Here is a 20,537-nt window from a genome sequence, read left to right on the forward strand (position 1 = left end):
AATGGCTGTACCTTTTAGAAGAACTTCTAAAATGAAGAAAAGATTGCGCCGTACACATTTCAAACTTAATGTACCTGGTATGACAGAATGTCCGTCATGCGGAGAGATGAAATTGTCTCACCGTGTATGCAAAGCATGCGGATCATACAACGGCAAAGACATAAATGTAAAAAGTAACTAATCAGAAAAGCGCAGGGTGAAAGCCCTGCGCTTTTTCTTTTTCTCTCCTTGTCAGCTTGCGGAAAATTTGTGAGTGCAAATAGTCTATCTAATCTATTACCGGCATATGTATGAGATAAATAAGCTGACATGGAGGGAGATTGAATTTGACCATTACAAGACAAGATGCTTGGACTCAGGATGAGGATTTGCTGCTGGCAGAAGTGGTGCTTCGCCATATTCGAGAGGGAGGAACACAGCTATCAGCCTTTGAGGAGGTTGGAAGAGCGCTGACCAGAACCGCGGCAGCATGCGGGTTCAGATGGAACTCATATGTGAGAAAGCAATACCAATCAGGCATAGAGCTTGCGAAAAAGCAGAGGAAAGAACTGAGAAAACAAATCGGCGTTCATGCGGTCAATATGCCGAATTCCGTCAAGCAGACTGCCGCGGCACCGTCATCAGAAGGAAAACGAGATTTGTCCATTCAGGATGTCATTCAATTTCTTGAACAATTCAAAGAAACGCCGTCTGTGCATGAATTTCAGCTTGAAAAGGAGAAATTGCAGGAGCAAATCCAATCGCTGCAAAAAGAGCTTGAGGATGTACGGAGTGAAAACCAAACATTGAGGAACCAGCTAGAGATGACAGAAGAGGATTACAAGGCACTGATTGATATTATGGATCGGGCCAGAAAAATGGTTGTTTCAAAAGAAGACGGAAGAATGAAAAAAGCGGCTCAAGAAACGTAAGGAGCCAGAAATGAACCGGCCATAGAGTGTGTATAGGCCGGTTGTTTTTATTTCTATGCAGACTCTCCCGGTGTCATTTCTTGGTCCATATCAGGATGCCAGATGAGCGGGTTTTCCCCTTTATCCCGCGCCATATCATATTTAACAGCTTCAAAATTCATTTTATTCCAAAATTCCGCTGATTTCATTCGCGGATTTGTCCGAATCGGCATGTTGAATGATTTTGCGAATTCAACCAGCGCTTTCCCATATCCCCTCTTTTGGTAGCCCGGAAGAACCTCAAGCTTCCACAGCTCCAAATAATCCTGGCGGTTGTCGAAATAAGGATTCGATTTGCCGTTAACTTGATATAGGCTCATTCGCGCTACAAGTTTATCCCCAAAATAAATCCCGTAAAAAGGCGAGGTGCTGTCATTTTCAATAATATTATCCTGAAGATCTTCAAGCATGGACAGCTCCTGAATGCCGTATTCTTTGAACCTTTTGAATTCTTCAAGCGTTTTATAGTTGACGAGCAGACGTTCTACCTTTACCATTCCCATATCCCCCTTTGTTGTTCCTACATATATTGTAAACGCTTTATTTAAAAAATCCAAATATTAAAATTTTGATTTTGAGCACACGGAATCTTTGAGAAGTAATTTTTTCGTACTTCTGCTATGATAATACGTAAATGTTAAATTGGGTGTGACAACATGAAAATTGGGATTATCGGCGGAGGCTCCGTCGGTCTTTTATGCGCCTATTATTTGTCACTTCATCACGAGGTGACTGTTGTGACGAGGCGGGAAGAGCAGGCTGCGGCTATTCAGTCGGAAGGGGTTCGGCTTAATAAAGGCGGAGAAGAATTCAGCACTGATTGCAATGCGGACACGAGTCTGAATTCGGATTTCGATCTTCTTGTCGTGACAGTGAAGCAGCATCAGCTTCAGTCTGTTTTTTCGTTGCTTGAACGGGTCGGGAAAACGAATATATTGTTTTTGCAAAATGGCATGGGGCATATCCACGATTTGAAAGACTGGGGCGTCGGCCATTCCATTTATGTTGGAATCGTTGAGCACGGAGCTGTAAGAAAATCAGATACAGTTGTTGAACATACTGGCATGGGTGCGATAAAATGGAGCACGTTCGACGACGCTGAACCAGATCGACTCAACACTTTGTTTCAGCATAACCATTCGGATTTTCCAATTCGTTATGAGACGGATTGGTGCCGCTTGCTGACGGGCAAGCTGATTGTAAATGCTTGTATCAATCCATTAACCGCGTTACTGCAGGTGAAAAATGGAGAGCTGCTGACAACGCCCGCTTATCTTGCTTTTATGAAGCTGGTTTTTCAGGAGGCATCCCGCATTTTAAGGCTTGAAAACGAAGAAGAGGCTTGGGAGCGGGTTCTGGCCGTTTGCGGGCAAACAAAAGAAAATCGCTCTTCTATGCTGGTTGATATTATCGAAGGCCGGCAGACGGAAGCTGACGCCATTATCGGATATTTATTGAAGGAAGCAAGCCTTCAAGGCCTTGATGCTGTTCACCTTGAGTTTTTATATATGAGCATTAAAGCTTTGGAGCGAAATACAAACAAAGTCTTTTGAGCTTTTTTGGTAACATGCTATACTCATTTCGGATAACTAACTATTTATTGGAGAAAGGAAGTTCTAGAAGATGCAGCTAACTGAACTTTCCATCAAAAATCAGAACGTGTTTGTACAGCACTATATAGATGGCAAAGAAGAAATGTCTTCTTTTTTTGATTACAGCATTCATCATAAGGACTTGTGGCGCGACAGACTGAAAGACTTATCTTCCCGGTTTTTCGCAAGAGAGGAATTGGCGGCGTACTTATCCTCCTACCATCATAAATTCGGTTCGAGTGCCATGCAGTCTGCTATTGAGAAGCTGAAGGATCCGTCAAGTGCCGCTGTTGTCGGCGGGCAGCAGGCCGGACTTTTAACAGGGCCGCTTTATACGATACATAAAATCATTTCAATCATTGTGTTAGCAAAGGAACAAGAAAAGCAGCTGCAAGTGCCTGTCATACCGATTTTTTGGGTGGCCGGAGAAGACCACGATTTGGATGAGATTAATTTTGTCCATACATCTGAAGAGAATGGTCCTGCGAAGACAAAGCTGGCCCAGTCTTTTTGGAAGAAATCTTCGGCAGCGAGCACATCGCTTGATCAGGAAAAATGCGCCGCGTGGATAGATGATGTATTTGCCGCTTTTGAAGAAACAGATCATACGAATGCACTTCTCGACAACGTGAAACGATGTTTAAGGGAATCTGTTACATTCACTGATTTCTTTGAACTGCTGATCGCGGATCTGTTCCAAGAGGAGGGATTGGTTTTGTTAAATTCTGGAGATCCGGGGATTAAAAAGCTGGAGACGGCCATGTTCCAAAAAATTCTTCAGGAAAATGATAAACTAGCCCTTGCCGTTTCAGATCAGCAGGCCTTCATGCGTGAAGCTGGCTACAAACCCATTATTGAGTCCGGAAAAGAGCAGGCGAATCTGTTTTATGAATATGAAGAAGAGCGTTTTTTAATTGAAAAAGACAACGGCCGTTTTGTCATCAATGAGCTTGATCTCGCATGGACGATGGATGAACTTTATACACACATAGAAGAACATCCTGAGCGCTTCAGCAATAATGTTGTAACGAGACCGTTAATGCAGGAATACCTCATTCCGACTTTAGCCTTTATTGCAGGACCCGGAGAAATCAACTATTGGGGCGAGCTCAAACAGGCCTTTCGGGTGATGGGCTTCAACATGCCTCCTGTTGTGCCGAGGCTGAACATCACGATACTTGAACGGCATATTGAGAAAAAACTGCTTGAACGGAATATCTCATTACAAGACGCGATTGAACGCGGAACGGAGGATCAAAGAGAGACATACTTTGAGCGCCAGGTTCCAGAAGAGTTTACCGCGGTCATAGATCAGGCAAAAAACCAAATTGAAGCGATTCACAAAACAGTCCGGCAGGAGGCGTTAAAGGTTGACCAAAGCATGGAGCCTTTACTCCTGAAGAATGCCGCTTTTATTCAGGATCAGCTACAGTTCATAGAGCGGACAGTGACAAAGCGAATTGAAGAAAAAGAAGGCTGCGTCCTAAAGGATTATGAGAGAATCCAAAATAGCATTAAGCCGATGCTTGCGCCGCAAGAGCGAATTTGGAATATCATGTATTATTTAAACAGGTACGGCCCAAAATTCTTCATTTCATTCAAGAATCTGCCATTTTCTTTTCAAAATCAACATCAAGTTGTCAAACTTTGAAATAAAGTTTTAAAGAACCTTGACTAGTTCAGGGTTTTTTTTATGGGTAAACAGTGTAAAATGAAGTAGTGGAGAGAAGTGGTGGATAGTGGTGAGTTAAGGAGAGAAAGTGGGGCAAGAGATCATGTTTATGGGTGAATATCAGCATACTATCGATGCGAAGGGCCGCATGATCGTACCCGCTAAATTCAGAGATGGCCTTGGTGAGCAGTTTGTGCTGACCAGAGGGCTTGACCAATGTCTCTTTGGCTACCCTATGCACGAATGGAAACAAATTGAAGAAAAACTAAAAGCTCTTCCTCTCACTAAGAAAGATGCCCGCGCGTTTACCCGTTTCTTCTTTTCAGGGGCGACCGAATGCGAACTGGACAAGCAAGGCAGGGTAAATATCGCATCATCTCTATTGAATTACGCCAAACTGGAAAAAGAATGTGTTGTTATCGGGGTTTCTAATCGAATTGAATTGTGGAGTAAAGTAATTTGGGAACAATACACAGAAGAGCAAGAAGATTCATTTGCTGAAATTGCTGAAAACATGATTGGGTTTGATATATAATGATTCTTCGTGTATAACACTCTACAAATAATTTCAATTCATCCTGATAAAAGGTGGGACCAACACAATATGTTTCAACACAAGACAGTACTTCTTCGTGAAACCGTAGACGGGCTCAATATTCAACCGGACGGTACATATGTAGACTGCACACTCGGCGGAGCTGGGCACAGTACATACTTATTGCAGCAGTTATCCGAGAAGGGGCGTTTAATCGCTTTTGACCAAGACGATACGGCGTTACAGCATGCGAAAGAAACGTTGTCCGATTATAAAGGGCAGCTCATTCTGATCAAAAGCAATTTCAGGTATTTAAAAGAATGTTTGAATGAACAAGGCATTACAGAAGTAGACGGTATTTTATTTGATTTAGGGGTGTCCTCGCCGCAGCTGGATACACCGGAACGCGGATTCAGTTACCATCATGACGCACCGTTGGACATGAGGATGGACCAGTCGGCCACGCTTACGGCGAAAGAAGTCGTTAATGAGTGGCGCTATGAGGATCTCGTCCGTATTTTCTTTAAATACGGCGAAGAGAAGTTCAGCAAACAGATCGCCAGAAAAATTGAGGAGGCAAGAATCAAATCTCCTATTCAAACTACGGGCCAACTGGTCGATCTAATAAAAGACGCGATTCCCGCTCCAGCGAGAAGGAGCGGAGGACATCCCGCGAAACGCGTGTTCCAGGCAATCAGAATTGCCGTGAACGATGAACTGAAAGTGTTTGAAGAGGCATTGGAGCAGGCGATTGAGGTTCTGAAACCAGGGGGAAGGGTATCAGTCATTACCTTCCACTCGCTTGAAGATAGAATCTGCAAAACCACTTTTAAAGAAAAGTCGTCGCTTCCAGATCTTCCTCCGGGTCTTCCTGTCATACCGGAAGAGTTTGAACCAGAGTTGAAGCTCATCACACGTAAACCGATTACGGCATCCCAAGAAGAGCTTGAAGAAAACAACCGGGCCCGTTCTGCGAAGCTTCGGATTGCCGAAAAAAGAAAATAACGAAACGCGAAGGCAAATTGAAAAGGAGGTCATCAGCCTATGAGCAATTTAGCTTACCAACAAGAGAAACAGCAGCGGCATGCGATCAGACCTGAGAAAAAAGTGATTGTCAAGAAAAGGGCTTCCATTACTCTCGGAGAGAAAGTGCTTCTTGTCCTCTTTGCTTCGGTGGTGCTCTGCGTATCGCTTTTGATCGTATCGAAGGCGTATGCAGCATATCAAACCAATATTGAGGTACAAAAACTTGAGGAGCAAATTTCCTCCGAAAACAAGCAAATTGGTGACCTCGAAAAAACCGTTGCTGATTTAAGCAAACCGCAGCGCATCATGGACATTGCGAAAAAAAACGGCTTGAACTTAAAAGATAAAAAAGTGAAAAACATACAGGAATGATCCAAATGCCAAAAAAGAATAAATTTATGAATAGAGGAGCGGCGATTCTAAGTATTTGTTTCGCTCTCTTTTTCTTTGTCATCCTGGGGAGAATGGCATACATTCAAATAACCGGAAAAGCAAACGGTGAAGTGCTTGCGACAAAAGCGACAGAACAGCATGAAAAGAAACGGACCATCGAAGCAAGCCGCGGCTCGATTTTAGACCGAACTGGAAAAGTGATTGCAGAGGACACAGCGACGTATAAGCTGATCGCTATTCTCGATAAAAAAATGACCACTGATAAAAAGCACCCTCAGCATGTTCAAAACAAAGAAAAAACGGCAGAAGCGCTGTCTAAAGAGATAAAGATGGACAAAGCTGACCTCCTTGATATCTTAAACAAGGATGCGAAACAAGTGGAGTTCGGTTCAGCGGGTCGGGATATCACGTATTCTCAAAAGAAAAAAATTGAAAAGCTAAAACTTCCCGGCATTTCATTTTTGCGAGATACAAAACGTTTCTATCCAAACGGTGTTTTTGCATCTAATTTAATCGGCTATGCCGAGGTTGATCGAGATACAAATGAAATTTCCGGCGCGATGGGACTAGAAAAGGTACTGGATAAGTATTTGAAAGAGCAGGACGGATATGTGACTTATGAAAGCGACAAATCCGGCTGGGAGCTCCCGAACAGCAAAAATAAAATTACAGCGCCAAAAAATGGAGACAATGTTTATTTAACCATTGACCAGAAAATTCAAACTTTTTTGGAAGACAGCATGACAAAAGTGGCGAAAAAGTATAAACCGAAAAAAATCATGGCCGCGGTCGTCGATCCGAAAACAGGAAAAGTGCTTGCCATGGGACAGCGACCAAGCTTTGATCCGAACACGCGTGATGTGACAAACTACTATAATGATTTGATTTCATATGCGTATGAGCCTGGTTCAACAATGAAGATTTTTACACTTGCTGCTGCGATGCAGGAAAATGTGTTTAATCCGAATGAAAAATACAAATCCGGTACGTTTGAAGTTGGCGGGGAACCTGTGAAGGATCATAATCAGGGTGTAGGCTGGGGGCCGACAACGTATCATGACGGCGTACTAAGATCGTCAAATGTTGCATTTGCGAAACTGGCGAAAGAAAAGCTGGGGTACGATCGCCTCAATCAGTATTTACACAAATTCAATTTGGATCAAAAAACAGGTATAGATTTGCCGAATGAGGTCTCAAGTAAAATCAACTTTAAGTATGAATTCGATAAAGCATCAACCGCATATGGCCAAGCATCTGCTGTTACACCGATTCAGCAGCTTCAGGCCGCAACAGCAATTGCAAATGATGGCAAAATGATGAAACCTTATGTCATTGACCATATTATTGATCCAGATTCAGATAAAACCGTCTATCAAAATAAGCCGGAATCAGCTGGAACTCCAATTTCTGCAAGCACTGCGAAAGAAGTGCGAGATATTTTGGGAGAAGTTGTAACATCGAAAATTGGAACAGGGAAGCCCTATAAAATCGAAGGATTTGATGTTGCCGGAAAAACAGGTACTGCCCAAATAGCAGGGAAAGGCGGATATCTGAACGGAACAGGTAACTATATCTTTTCGTTTATGGGGATGGCTCCGAAAGATGATCCTGAGCTTTTAATTTATGTTGCTGTGCAGCAGCCGCAGTTAAAAGCGGGACAAAGCAGCTCAGACCCTGTTTCTGAAATCTTCAACCCAACAATGAAAAACAGCCTGCACTACCTGAACATCGAACCAACTGAAAAATCTGACTCGGATAAAGAAGAAACAAAAGCGCAAACGATGCCTGATTTGACAGACCAAACGGTAGCTGGTGCTCAAAAGAAAGCAAAGGAAGAGAATCTCACACCGGTTGTTATCGGCAGTGATGTCGCTGTAAAAGAACAGTATCCGAAAGAGGATGAGGAGGTTCTGACCAATCAGAAGGTCTTCCTGAAAACGGGCGGCAAAATCAAAATGCCTGATATGACTGGCTGGTCGAGAAGAGAGGTTCTTCAGTACGGCGAACTGGCGGGTATTCATATGGAAGTAAGCGGACAAGGCTACGCTGTCAGCCAAAGCGTTAAGAAGGACAAAGAAATAAAAGACAAAACCGTCATCAAGGTGACGTTTAAAAACCCTGATTAAATAGAAAGAAAGCTTGCTGGGGATTTCCCTATATGCAGGCTTTCTTTTTTTTATACCTTCAGAGGAGCATCGTTCTACCTGTCCAAGTTCAGGCATAAAATGAAACAAGCTTAAATAAGGAGTGAACGGTCTCTTGCGCGTCTCGAATGTAACGGTTAGAAAACGTTTATTATTTGTTTTGCTTTTTGGCGTGATCGTGTTTCTGATCATTGATACAAGGCTGGGGTATGTTCAGTTTGTGATGGGGGAGAAACTGACTTCACTAGCAAAAGATTCCTGGAGCAGGAACTTGCCGTTTGAGCCGGAGAGAGGCGAAATCCTGGATCGGAACGGTGTGAAGCTCGCAACAAACAAAAGTGCGCCGACCGTATTCGTCGTGCCGCGCCAAGTCCAAAACCCGATGAAAACGAGCAAGCAGCTTGCGGCAGTTTTAAACATGTCAGAAGAAAAAGTATATAAGCATGTGACAAAAAAAGCATCAATCGAAAAGATAACTCCTGAAGGGAGAAAGATTTCAAATGAAAAGGCGAAAGAAATCAAAGCGCTCGATTTAAAAGGAGTGTATGTTGCGGAGGACAGTATCCGCCATTACCCGTTCGGCAGCTTTTTATCTCATGTGCTCGGATTTGCTGGAATTGACAATCAAGGTCTCCTAGGTCTGGAAGCTTATTACGATGATGATTTAAAAGGGGAAAAGGGCTCTGTTAAGTTTTATACAGACGCCAAGGGGAAGAAAATGCCTGATGAAGCGGACGATTATACACCGCCTAAGGACGGGCTTGATCTGAAGCTGACGGTTGATTCAAAGGTTCAGACGATACTGGAAAGAGAGCTTGATAACGCTGAAGCTAAATATCACCCAGACGGTATGATTGCAGTGGCCATGAATCCGAAAAACGGAGAAATATTGGGAATGTCCAGCAGGCCTGACTTTGACCCGGCCGCTTATCAATCAGTCGATCCGTCCGTCTACAATCGGAATTTGCCGGTATGGAGCACGTATGAACCGGGATCTACCTTTAAAATTATTACACTTGCAGCAGCTCTTGAAGAGCAAAAGGTAAATTTGAAACGTGATCAATTTTATGATAAAGGGCATGTGGAAGTGGACGGAGCGAGACTGCGGTGCTGGAAAAAAGGCGGGCACGGACTGCAGACGTTTCTAGAAGTTGTACAGAATTCCTGTAACCCGGGGTTTGTTGAATTGGGCGAGCGCCTAGGCAAGGATACGCTTTTTAAATATATTAAAGACTTTGGTTTCGGCCAAAAAACAGGAATTGACCTGCAAGGTGAAGGAACAGGAATCTTATTCCCGCTTGACAGAGTTGGCCCGGTCGAGCAAGCGACTACAGCTTTCGGACAGGGGGTATCCGTCACGCCTATTCAACAGGTTGCAGCCGTATCCGCCGCTGTAAACGGAGGAACGCTTTATACACCTTATATTGCAAAGGAATGGATTGACCCTGTAACGAAAAAAACGGTCAAAAAACAATCGCCAATCTCAAAGAAACAAGTCATTTCTGAGGGAACGTCCAAACAAATCCGCTATGCTTTAGAAAGTGTTGTCGCAGAAGGCACCGGCCGCAACGCATTTGTAGAAGGATATCGTGTTGGCGGTAAAACGGGAACGGCACAAAAGGTTAAAGATGGAAAATACCTTGAAAACAACCACATTGTATCATTTATCGGTTTCGCTCCGGCTGATGATCCGAGTCTTGTCGTCTATGTCGCGGTGGATAACCCGAAAGGCACGATTCAATTTGGCGGAACGGTTGCAGCGCCTATTGTCGGGAATATGATGAGAGACAGCCTGCCGGGGCTTGGTGTGAAGCCTCGTAAAAATCAAATCGAGAAAAAGTACCAATGGAACGACACAAAAACAGTAGAAGTTCCGAATGTTGTAGGGATGTCTGTCTCAGATCTTGAGTCGATTTTGGTGAATCTCAATGTGGATGCTTCCGGGAAAGGAAGCAAAATTGTGAAACAATCGCCGGCTGCCGGAACGAAAGTAAAAGAGGGCTCAAAGATACGTGTTTATTTGACTGAAGAGGATGAAAAGGAGGCAGCCGATTGATTCGGGCTGCCTATTATTTTATTGCAGAAAAATGCTGATATCTTTCAAGATTAGCTGGATGTATCCTTTTATTTACGCTAAAATATGAACTGTATGCTTAAAATCATTATCACATCATTTGACGTGACTTCAATGATAAAAAGAACGAATTAGAATGTTGAGAGGTTTGATACGATGAAACTAACAAAGCTGCTACGATACTTAACAACCGAACCTTCTGTAAACGACTCACAAGACCCTGAAATAACTTCAATTGAGATGGACTCCAGGGAAGTAAAGAAAGGGAGTCTTTTTGTATGTGTAAAAGGGTATACGGTGGATGGACATGATTTTGCCCAAAAAGCAGTAGAAAGCGGCGCAGCGGCTATTGTGGCAGAAAGAGAGCTTGATGTGGATGTGCCTGTCATTATTGTCCGGCAGTCACTGCGGGCGCTCAGCGTTCTGTCTGATGCGTTTTACGGACAGCCGACGAAGAAGCTTCAGCTGATCGGGATAACAGGCACAAACGGAAAAACATCAACGACCCACATGGTTGATGAGATTCTGAAAAAAGCGGGAAAACGCACAGGCTTGATCGGCACCATGTACATGAAAATCGGCGATGAAACACTTCCCGTTAAAAACACGACACCTGAAAGCGTCACGCTGCAGAAAACGTTTAAGAAAATGAATGACAAGCAAGTTGACACTGCCATCATGGAAGTTTCTTCTCACGCATTGTCTTTAGGACGTGTTCATGGCTGTGATTATGACATTGCTGTGTTTACGAATTTAACGCAGGACCATCTGGACTATCATAAAACGATGGATGAGTACCGACAGGCAAAAAGCCTGCTCTTTTCTCAGCTGGGCGGGGCTTTCAACCATGAACGTCCAAAGTGTGCCGTACTGAACGCTGACGATGAGGCGAGCGCTTATTTTGAAAAGGTGACCGCAGCGCATATTTCTACATACGGAATAAAAAACGACGCTGATGTAATGGCGAAAAACATCACGATCACGGCACAGGGCACAAGCTTTGATCTTGTGACCAACAAAGGCACTACACATATCACCATGTCGCTCGTTGGACAGTTTAACGTGTATAACGTGCTGGCAGCTGTTACAACATGTATTGCAGCAGGCATACCGTTTGAAACGATCACTGAAGCGGTTCAAGAATTGCATGGTGTAAGAGGCCGATTTGAATTGGTGGATCAGCAGCAGGAGTTTCCGGTTATTGTTGATTACGCGCACACGCCGGACAGCCTTGAAAATGTCCTGAAAACATGCAAAGACATGACAGAAGGAAAGCTCTTTGTCGTTGTCGGCTGCGGGGGAGACAGAGATAAGTCGAAACGCCCGAAAATGGCTAAAATCGCTGTGGAGCTGTCTGACGAGCCGATTTTCACTTCAGATAACCCGAGAAGTGAAGATCCTCGCGCGATTTTAAGAGATATGGAAGCCGGAGTAGAGAACGCATACTACCATAGCATTGCAAACCGCGAACAGGCGATCTTTTTCGCGATTGCCAATGCCAAAAAAGGCGACGTAGTCCTCATTGCAGGAAAAGGACATGAAACCTATCAGCAGATCGGAAACAAAACTTTCGATTTTGACGATGCTGAAGTGGCGGCGAGAGCGATTGTCGAACTCAATAAGAATAAGACAAATTCATAGGAAAGAGATGTTATTGAATAATGGAGCTTGAAAAGATTTCTCATATGGAAAAAAAACATGAATATGATAACTACGTATGTCGTTTGAAAGAAACAGGAGGAGAAAAGGACAATGCTTGAGCAAGTCATTCTGTTTACAATTTTAATGGGGTTTTTAATTAGTGTTCTGCTCTCTCCGATTCTTATTCCGTTTTTAAGAAGATTAAAATTCGGCCAGAGTATTAGAGAAGAAGGACCGAAATCACATCAGAAAAAATCAGGGACGCCGACAATGGGCGGGGTCATGATCATACTTTCTATTATTGTCACAACAATTGTGATGACACAGAAGTTTTCAGAAATAAGCCCGGAAATGGTGCTGCTTCTATTTGTAACACTCGGCTACGGTTTGCTTGGCTTTTTAGATGATTACATCAAGGTCGTCATGAAGCGTAACCTTGGATTGACGTCAAAGCAAAAACTGATCGGACAAATTATCATTGCGATTGTATTTTATGCCGTGTACCATTACTACAATTTTGCGACGGACATTCGCGTGCCTGGAACTGACTTATCATTTGATCTTGGCTGGGCTTACTTTATCCTGGTGCTATTTATGCTTGTCGGCGGATCAAATGCAGTTAACCTGACTGACGGTCTTGACGGTTTATTATCCGGCACAGCTGCGATTGCTTTTGGCGCCTTTGCCATCCTGGCATGGAATCAGTCTCAATATGACGTAGCAATTTTCTCAGTTGCCGTCGTCGGAGCGGTGCTGGGCTTCCTCGTATTTAATGCTCATCCAGCCAAAGTTTTTATGGGAGATACGGGATCGCTGGCATTGGGAGGAGCCATTGTTACCATTGCTATTTTAACGAAATTAGAGATCCTGCTGGTTATCATCGGCGGTGTATTCGTTATCGAGACATTATCGGTTATTCTGCAGGTCATCAGCTTTAAAACGACTGGTAAACGAATCTTTAAAATGAGTCCATTACATCACCATTATGAGCTTGTCGGCTGGTCTGAATGGAGAGTGGTCGTAACGTTTTGGGCTGCGGGACTTTTGCTTGCCGTTTTAGGAATTTACATCGAGGTGTGGTTATAAGTGGAAAACGATCAATTTTTACAGAATCAGCATTTTTTAATCCTGGGACTTGCGAAAAGCGGGTATGCGGCGGCATCTATTCTTCATGACAAAGGCATTTATGTTGCAGTCAATGACCAAAAGCCTTTTGAAGAAAACGAACCAGCGCAAAAGCTTTCTGAAAAAGGAATTGAGGTTGTTTGCGGAGAGCATCCTGTTTCTCTGTTCGATCAGCATCAAATCACGGTTCTGATCAAAAATCCTGGCATTCCTTATGAAAATATTATGGTACAGGAAGCGGAAAAAAGAGGCATTCCGGTTTGGACGGAAATAGAGCTCGCTTACTACCTGACAAACGCCAAGTTTATCGGGATTACCGGATCAAACGGAAAAACGACCACGACAACGCTGATTTATGAAATGCTCAAAGCTGACTCGAAAAAAGTACTGATTGCCGGAAACATCGGCACAGTCGCAAGTGAGGTTGCCTATCATGCTGATGGGGATGAATGGATCGTTACTGAACTGTCATCGTTTCAGCTGATGGGAACACACGCTTTCAGACCGGAAATCAGCTTGATTTTAAACATATTTGACGCTCATTTGGATTATCACCATACGCGAAAAAACTATGAAAAAGCGAAACAGAAAGTGTACCTTCATCAGACTGCTTCAGATAAAGCCGTTGTCAACCAAGATGATGAAACCGTCGTGCGACTGGCTGAGGCCGGAAAAGCCGCCATCATTCCTTTTTCAGTCAGCAAAAGGCTTGAAAAGGGCGCTTACGCAAAAGACGGTATGTTGATGTTCAACGGAGAAGCTATTCTTCCTCTTGAAGAGGTTGTGCTGCCCGGCGCTCATAACATGGAGAACATTCTAGCTGCCATCGCAGTTGTGAAAACGGCAGGAGTGTCAAACGAAGCTGTCAAAAAGGTGCTGACAAGCTTTACTGGCGTGAAGCACCGTCTCCAATATGTCACAACAGTGAAAGACCGCAAGTTTTATAATGACAGTAAAGCAACAAACATTTTGGCGACAACCAAGGCGCTTTCAGCATTTGACAAACCGGTCATTCTGCTTGCGGGCGGACTGGATCGCGGAAATGGTTTTGATGATTTAAAACCGTATATGAAGCATGTCAAAGCGGTGCTTACATTTGGCCAGACAGCACCGAAACTCGAGGAGCTCGGCAATGAGATGGGAATACAACATGTCAAACGTGTCGATAATGTTGAACAAGCAGTATCTGCGGCGTTTGCGCTCTCAAATGAAGGCGATGTCATCCTGCTGTCACCTGCGTGTGCGAGCTGGGATCAATTCAAAACATTTGAAGAACGCGGTGACATGTTTATAGATGCCGTGCATATGCTTAAGTAAGGGCTTGTCTTGAAGTAAATCGGCAGCCCTAATGACTTTAAGCTTGGGGTGTCGGTTGCTTTGACTACTAAAAAAACATCGCCTGATTTGTTATTGGTCATCATTACGTTATTATTATTAACAATCGGATTAATTATGGTGTACAGTGCGAGTGCTGTATGGGCGGATTATAAATTTGACGACTCTTTCTTTTTCGCGAAACGGCAGCTGCTGTTTGCGGGGATCGGCGTCATTGCCATGTTTTTTATCATGAATGTTGATTATTGGACTTGGAGGACATGGTCCAAATTACTGATGGTTATCTGCTTTTTCCTCCTGGTGCTTGTTTTGATACCAGGCGTCGGCATGGTGCGGAACGGCTCCAGAAGCTGGATCGGAGTCGGGGCATTCAGCATACAGCCTTCAGAGTTTATGAAGCTTGCGATGATTGCATTCCTTGCTAAATTTCTCTCTGAAAAGCAAAAAAACATAACATCATTCAAACGGGGGTTTATCCCGGCACTTGGCATCGTGTTTTCAGCGTTTTTGATTATCATGTGCCAGCCTGACCTTGGAACGGGGACAGTCATGGTCGGAACTTGTATTGTCATGATTTTTGTGGCCGGCGCGCGCATCGCCCATTTCGTCTTTCTCGGGCTCATCGGACTCAGTGGATTTGTTGGGCTCGTCCTATCAGCTCCATATCGAATAAAGCGGATTACCTCCTACTTAAATCCATGGGAAGATCCGCTCGGCAGCGGTTTCCAAATCATTCAGTCGCTTTATGCAGTGGGGCCCGGCGGATTGTTCGGAATGGGGCTTGGGCAAAGCCGACAGAAGTTCTTTTATTTGCCTGAGCCGCAAACAGACTTTATTTTCGCCATACTGTCAGAGGAACTTGGGTTTATCGGGGGGACCCTTATTTTGCTTCTCTTCAGCGTTCTGCTGTGGAGAGGGATCAGAATTGCGCTCGGTGCGCCTGATTTGTACGGAAGTTTTGTCGCAGTCGGCATTATTTCAATGATTGCCATTCAAGTCATGATTAATATAGGTGTAGTAACAGGCCTTATTCCGGTAACAGGCATCACGCTGCCGTTTTTGAGCTATGGAGGTTCTTCATTGACCTTGATGCTGATGGCTGTCGGCGTTCTGCTGAACGTGAGCCGATACTCGAGGTATTAGTGGAATGTATTGCTAAGCGTCCTATGAAACAGGAAGCTGGGAAACAATTGATGCGATAACCCTGTCGAATAAAACAGGGTTATCGCTATGTTATAGAGAACATAGACTGGGGGAAGAGATATGCGAATAGCAATAAGCGGAGGCGGTACAGGAGGACACATTTATCCTGCACTTGCTTTTATTAAAGAAGTGCAACGCCGCCATCCTGAAGTGGAATTTTTATATATCGGAACAGAAAACGGGCTGGAGAAAAAAATAGTTGAGCGGGAGAATATACCGTTCCGTTCAATTGAAATTACAGGCTTTAAAAGAAAGCTGTCATTTGAAAACGTCAAAACTGTGATGCGTTTTTTGAAGGGTGTAAAAAAGAGCAAATCGTATTTAGCAGAATTTAAGCCCGATGCTGTCATTGGAACGGGCGGTTACGTATGCGGGCCGGTTGTCTACGCTGCAGCGAAAATGGGAATTCCGACTATTGTCCATGAACAAAACAGCCTGCCAGGCATCACGAATAAGTTTCTTGCAAAATATGTTAATAAAGTAGCGATCTGTTTTGAAGAAGCAAAATCACATTTTCCTAACGAGAAAGTTGTATTTACGGGAAACCCGAGAGCCTCTGAAGTCGTCTCAATAGAGACGGGCCGTTCAATGGCTGAATTTGGGCTTTCTGAAGAGAAAAAAACGGTCTTAATTTTCGGCGGAAGCCGAGGCGCCGCACCGATTAACCGTGCTGTCATTGATATGCAGGACGCGCTGAAAACAAGAAACTATCAAGTGCTGTATATCACCGGTGAGGTTCACTATGAAAAAGTGATGAGTGAGCTGAAAACCAAAGGTGCCGCTGATCATATGGTCACAAAGCCGTTTCTTCATCAAATGCCGGAGTATTTAAAGGCCATTGATGTCATTGTGGCCAGAGCCGGTGCGACGACGATTGCTGAAATTACTGCGCTTGGAATCCCGAGTGTGCTGATTCCAAGCCCATACGTAACAGCGAATCACCAGGAGGTCAATGCGAGGTCTCTCGGCCAGCAAGATGCGGCGATTGTTCTGAAAGAAACAGAGCTTACCGGGGAAAAGCTGATTGGTGCGCTTGACCGGATTGTGCTGAATGAGCAAACGTTAAAGGAAATGAGCGAACGGACAAAGTCACTCGGCGTTCCTGACGCGGCTGCCCGTTTATACAACGTACTCGAAGAATTGAAAAAATAATAGAAAAGCAATGGAATGCGGAGGTTTACGATGGAGAAAGTGATACAGGAATTAAAAGAACGCGAAGTCGGCAAGGTTCTTGCAAATGAACCGCTCGCGAATCATACAACGATGAAAATCGGCGGCCCTGCGGATGTATTGGTGATTCCAAGCAGTGTAGATGCTGTCAAAGATATCATGGACGTTATTAAAAAATATGATGTGAAGTGGACAGTCATCGGCCGCGGATCGAATCTTCTTGTTTTAGATGAGGGAATCAGAGGCGTAGTGATTAAACTGGGTGCCGGTCTTGACCATCTGGAGCTTGAAGGGGAACGAGTGACGGTCGGAGGCGGTTATTCCGTGGTCCGTCTTGCCACATCATTGAGCAAAAAAGGCCTGTCCGGTTTGGAATTTGCTGCGGGTATTCCAGGATCAGTCGGCGGAGCGGTTTATATGAATGCCGGCGCTCATGGTTCTGATATGAGCGAAATCCTCGTTAAAGCGCATATTTTATTTGAAGACGGTACGATTGAGTGGCTGACCAATGAGCAGATGGATTTCAGCTACAGAACTTCTGTATTGCAAAAGAAACGCCCAGGCGTTTGCCTAGAAGCTGTTCTGCAGCTGGAGCAGAAGGATAAGGAATCAATCGTTCAGCAAATGCAAAGCAATAAAGACTACAGAAAAAATACACAGCCGTATTCAAGCCCTTGTGCGGGAAGCATATTCAGAAACCCGCTTCCGAATCATGCCGGAAACCTTGTAGAAAAAGCAGGCTTAAAAGGATATCAAATCGGCGGTGCAAAGATATCGGAGATGCACGGAAACTTCATCGTCAATGCGGGCGGCGCATCAGCAAAAGATGTGCTTGATCTCATTGACCATGTGAAAAAGACAATCCGTGAAAAATACGAGATTGATATGCACACAGAGGTTGAAATCATCGGCGAAAATCGCTGATTCAAGTTCTGACTGAAGCTGTTCATATGATATACTGTAAGCAAACGACAAACGGCATCATAGTATGCCGTTTGTTTTGGAATAGACAGACTTTAACAGCTGTTTCATTTGAATGAGGTGAACAGGGAATGAACCCGGGGCATGACCGAGAAAAAATTGTAAACATTGAAGAACGGATTCCCAAAATTAAAGAGCAGCGGAAACAGAAGGCAAACCGCCGTCTCATTTCTTTTATTATGCTCTTTTTTATGATGGTGTTGATCATCGTGTACCTGCAGACGCCAATCAGTAAAGTATCAACAATCTCTGTTACAGGGAATGAGAATGTATCCAAAAAGGAAATTATCGACCTTTCCGATATTAACAGCGGAGATACTGAGTTTTGGAGTTTGGACAAGAAAAAAACAGAAGAGAAGATTCAGCAAAATAAATTAGTGAAAAAAGCGGTGATCAGCAAATCGCTTCCTAATAAAATTAACATTGAAATCAAAGAATATAAGGCGATTGCTTATTTACAAAAAAACAATGTGTACTATGAAGTGCTTGAAAATGGTTCTGTTCTGCCAACCGAAGTAACACCGGATGATGCCGGGCCGATTTTGGTGAATTGGACTAACGCGAAAAAACGGTCTCAAATGGCCAAGCAGCTTAATGCCTTGTCAGATTCTTTAAGTCAGTCAATTTCAGAAATTTACTATACACCTGTAAAAATGGATGAAAACCGTATTAAATTGTACATGAACGACGGTTATGTTGTCACTGCGTCTATAAAAACCTTCGCAGACCGAATGAAAACGTACCCTTCTATCATTTCACAGCTTAGCAGCAGTAAAAAGGGAATTATTCATCTAGAAGTTGCCACCTATTTTGAAGAGTTTGGAAAAAATGATAAAGCTGCTAAAAAGGAAGATGAAAATTGAGGGGCAAATCAGCAGTCCTTCTTTCATTAATCATGCTGATCGCAGGCTTTTTGATTTCGTTTTCTTTTCAAACGACCAAAGAAAACGAGACAGGCGCGGCTAGGCCGGAAGAGTGGAAAAGAGAATATGCGCTTAGAGATGAACTGTTGAAACAGGAGAAAGAAAATAAAAGTCTTGAAAAAGAATTGTATCAAAAGCAAAACAAAGTCCGTGAGGAAGAGAAAAAGCTGAAGAAAGAAAAGACGGAATACTATAACGTCCTGGAAGATACAGAAAAATACAGAATGTATATTGGCGAAGTCGGTGTGCAGGGAGAGGGTGTTCAGGTGACCTTGGAAGATGCGTCCTACATACCGGAAGGGGAGAATGTGAACAGTTACATCGTTCACGAAAGCCATATCTTTCAAGTGGTAAACGAACTCTATATTTCGGGTGCGGCGGCCGTTGCTGTTAATGGCCAGCGTTTGACACATGATTCCTATATCAAGTGCAACGGTCCTGTTGTAACGGTAGACGGAGTGCAGCATCCCGCTCCCTTTACGATATCCGCTATTGGAGATCCTGATGTCCTGTTGCCTTCATTAAATATAGCAGGCGGCTTGATCAATCAGCTGTCAATGGATCATATTTCTGTTTCCGCAGAAAAAAAGAAAAACGTACAAATGAAACCGATTCTGAAAACGAAGGAATGACTGTAAAAAGCGGGTGAAACAGATTGAAAATAAAGCGTTCCTTCATGAGCATCAGTGTGCTTATGGTCATCTTCGGGCTCATGATATCTGTTCAGTTTAACTCGTTAAAACGCCCTCAAGTCCGTGATACGAGAGATATGTGGGATATAAGGGAAGAACTGACATCAGAGCAGAAGAAGCAGGAAAAGCTGCTGGATGAAATAAACAAATATGATAAATTACTGAATAGCTATTCGCAAACGAAAGAAATGGCAAAAGAAACCGCGCTTAATAATACACTGCAAACCTTAAAAAAAACAGCCGGCATGACCGATATAACAGGTAGCGGAATTGTCATCACCATATCCCCGCTTTTTTCTGAAAGCTTAACAGGAGAGCCGATCGAAAATCCGCCTCCGGATTTGCTGAAAAAGCTGATCAATGAACTTAACTCCTTTGGTGCAGAGCATATCTCGATTAATGAGCGAAGAGTTGTGAATCATACGGTCATTAGGGATATAAACGGCACAACGAAAATAGACGGATACGGCCTTGACGATTATCCTTTAACAGTAAATGTGCTTGCCGAAGATCCGGACATGCTGTACAGCAGAGTGAAGGGATCAGGTCTTGAGGATCTCTTTGCATCTGAAAATTTAGCATTAAAAGCCGGCAAATCTGAAAGCGAATTGACATTAAAAGCATATGACAGACCACTGGATGTACAACAGCTAACACCGCTTAAAGACTGAAAAGGAGGAGAACCGTCATGTGGCTGCCCGTGCTGGGGCTGGTGCTCGGAATTGCGATTGGACTGATGACAAACTTAACGATCCCGAGTGAATACTCAAACTATTTATCGCTTGCGGTGCTTGCCGCACTTGATACATTAATCGGCGGAATCAGGGCGCATTTACAAGGTACATATCATGAAATGGTATTTGTTTCCGGTTTCTTTTTTAATATTATATTGGCAATAAGTTTAGCTTTTCTGGGAGTCCATCTTGGTGTAGACTTGTATTTAGCAGGTATATTCGCATTTGGTGTCAGATTATTTCAGAATATTGCCGTGATCAGAAGAAATCTACTAACAAAGTGGACTCTTTCTAAAAAAAATAAAAAAAATGTGATATAAAAGAGGATATACATAGGATATAACGAA

Annotated in this window: 20 protein-coding genes; 19 read left to right on the plus strand and 1 reads right to left on the minus strand. The window is 43.6% G+C overall.

Going from position 1 to position 20,537, the window contains the following annotated elements:
* Position 1 precedes the first annotated feature (1 nt).
* On the plus strand, positions 2–181 hold the full coding sequence (gene rpmF / locus SC79_RS19785) for a 50S ribosomal protein L32 (protein WP_003154457.1): 180 nt from the start codon (positions 2–4) through the stop codon (positions 179–181).
* Positions 182–326: 145 nt separating this feature from the next.
* The gene (gene gerR, locus SC79_RS03265) at positions 327–911 is read left to right on the plus strand and encodes a sporulation specific transcriptional regulator GerR (RefSeq protein ID WP_039073863.1); all 585 of its coding nucleotides are present in this window, start codon (positions 327–329) and stop codon (positions 909–911) included.
* 53 nt (positions 912–964) lie between these two features.
* On the opposite strand, the gene SC79_RS03270 is transcribed toward gerR, so the two are convergent.
* Entirely contained in the window at positions 965–1,447 is a 483-nt protein-coding gene (locus SC79_RS03270; RefSeq protein ID WP_010328050.1) for an N-acetyltransferase, read from the minus strand.
* A gap of 159 nt (positions 1,448–1,606) precedes the next feature.
* On the opposite strand from SC79_RS03270, the gene SC79_RS03275 reads away from it, so the two are divergent.
* From SC79_RS03275 to SC79_RS03355, 17 genes are all read left to right on the plus strand, one after another.
* The gene (locus SC79_RS03275; protein ID WP_039073864.1) at positions 1,607–2,503 is read left to right on the plus strand and encodes a 2-dehydropantoate 2-reductase; all 897 of its coding nucleotides are present in this window, start codon (positions 1,607–1,609) and stop codon (positions 2,501–2,503) included.
* A gap of 70 nt (positions 2,504–2,573) precedes the next feature.
* A complete protein-coding gene (gene bshC / locus SC79_RS03280; protein WP_039073865.1) occupies positions 2,574–4,193 on the plus strand; it encodes a bacillithiol biosynthesis cysteine-adding enzyme BshC in 1,620 nt (539 codons plus the stop codon).
* Between the two features lie 124 nt (positions 4,194–4,317).
* Complete coding sequence (gene mraZ / locus SC79_RS03285; RefSeq protein ID WP_010328053.1) at positions 4,318–4,749, plus strand: division/cell wall cluster transcriptional repressor MraZ; 432 nt, start codon at positions 4,318–4,320, stop codon at positions 4,747–4,749.
* A 69-nt stretch (positions 4,750–4,818) separates the two neighbouring features.
* Positions 4,819–5,754 (plus strand): 16S rRNA (cytosine(1402)-N(4))-methyltransferase RsmH, encoded by a 936-nt coding sequence (rsmH, locus tag SC79_RS03290; protein ID WP_039073866.1) that lies wholly within the window; start codon positions 4,819–4,821, stop codon positions 5,752–5,754.
* A gap of 39 nt (positions 5,755–5,793) precedes the next feature.
* Positions 5,794–6,147, plus strand: coding sequence for a cell division protein FtsL (ftsL, locus tag SC79_RS03295; protein WP_039073867.1), 354 nt, complete (start codon positions 5,794–5,796; stop codon positions 6,145–6,147).
* Positions 6,148–6,152: 5 nt separating this feature from the next.
* Positions 6,153–8,294 (plus strand): penicillin-binding protein 2B, encoded by a 2,142-nt coding sequence (gene pbpB, locus SC79_RS03300; protein WP_039073868.1) that lies wholly within the window; start codon positions 6,153–6,155, stop codon positions 8,292–8,294.
* Positions 8,295–8,427: 133 nt separating this feature from the next.
* Positions 8,428–10,368 (plus strand): stage V sporulation protein D, encoded by a 1,941-nt coding sequence (locus SC79_RS03305; RefSeq protein WP_039073869.1) that lies wholly within the window; start codon positions 8,428–8,430, stop codon positions 10,366–10,368.
* Positions 10,369–10,542: 174 nt separating this feature from the next.
* A complete protein-coding gene (locus tag SC79_RS03310; RefSeq protein WP_039073870.1) occupies positions 10,543–12,027 on the plus strand; it encodes a UDP-N-acetylmuramoyl-L-alanyl-D-glutamate--2,6-diaminopimelate ligase in 1,485 nt (494 codons plus the stop codon).
* A 111-nt stretch (positions 12,028–12,138) separates the two neighbouring features.
* Positions 12,139–13,113, plus strand: coding sequence for a phospho-N-acetylmuramoyl-pentapeptide-transferase (mraY, locus tag SC79_RS03315; RefSeq protein ID WP_010328060.1), 975 nt, complete (start codon positions 12,139–12,141; stop codon positions 13,111–13,113).
* Positions 13,114–14,469 (plus strand): UDP-N-acetylmuramoyl-L-alanine--D-glutamate ligase, encoded by a 1,356-nt coding sequence (gene murD, locus SC79_RS03320; protein WP_039073871.1) that lies wholly within the window; start codon positions 13,114–13,116, stop codon positions 14,467–14,469.
* A 60-nt stretch (positions 14,470–14,529) separates the two neighbouring features.
* Positions 14,530–15,630 (plus strand): stage V sporulation protein E, encoded by a 1,101-nt coding sequence (gene spoVE, locus SC79_RS03325; protein ID WP_039073872.1) that lies wholly within the window; start codon positions 14,530–14,532, stop codon positions 15,628–15,630.
* Between the two features lie 120 nt (positions 15,631–15,750).
* Positions 15,751–16,842, plus strand: a complete 1,092-nt coding sequence (gene murG, locus SC79_RS03330; protein WP_039073873.1) for an undecaprenyldiphospho-muramoylpentapeptide beta-N-acetylglucosaminyltransferase — start codon at positions 15,751–15,753, stop codon at positions 16,840–16,842.
* A 30-nt stretch (positions 16,843–16,872) separates the two neighbouring features.
* Positions 16,873–17,784, plus strand: a complete 912-nt coding sequence (murB, locus tag SC79_RS03335) for a UDP-N-acetylmuramate dehydrogenase (RefSeq protein ID WP_039073874.1) — start codon at positions 16,873–16,875, stop codon at positions 17,782–17,784.
* A gap of 128 nt (positions 17,785–17,912) precedes the next feature.
* On the plus strand, positions 17,913–18,704 hold the full coding sequence (gene divIB, locus SC79_RS03340; RefSeq protein ID WP_039073875.1) for a cell division protein DivIB: 792 nt from the start codon (positions 17,913–17,915) through the stop codon (positions 18,702–18,704).
* The gene (locus SC79_RS03345) at positions 18,701–19,396 is read left to right on the plus strand and encodes a DUF881 domain-containing protein (RefSeq protein WP_039073876.1); all 696 of its coding nucleotides are present in this window, start codon (positions 18,701–18,703) and stop codon (positions 19,394–19,396) included. Before divIB ends, SC79_RS03345 begins: the two co-directional genes overlap by 4 nt.
* A 23-nt stretch (positions 19,397–19,419) precedes the next feature.
* Positions 19,420–20,127, plus strand: a complete 708-nt coding sequence (locus tag SC79_RS03350; RefSeq protein WP_039073877.1) for a DUF881 domain-containing protein — start codon at positions 19,420–19,422, stop codon at positions 20,125–20,127.
* 17 nt (positions 20,128–20,144) lie between these two features.
* The gene (locus tag SC79_RS03355) at positions 20,145–20,510 is read left to right on the plus strand and encodes a small basic family protein (protein ID WP_039073878.1); all 366 of its coding nucleotides are present in this window, start codon (positions 20,145–20,147) and stop codon (positions 20,508–20,510) included.
* The last annotated feature ends 27 nt before the right edge of the window (positions 20,511–20,537 follow it).

Source organism: Bacillus sp. MSP13, from assembly GCF_000815295.1.
Taxonomy (GTDB): Bacteria; Bacillota; Bacilli; order Bacillales; family Bacillaceae; genus Bacillus; species Bacillus vallismortis.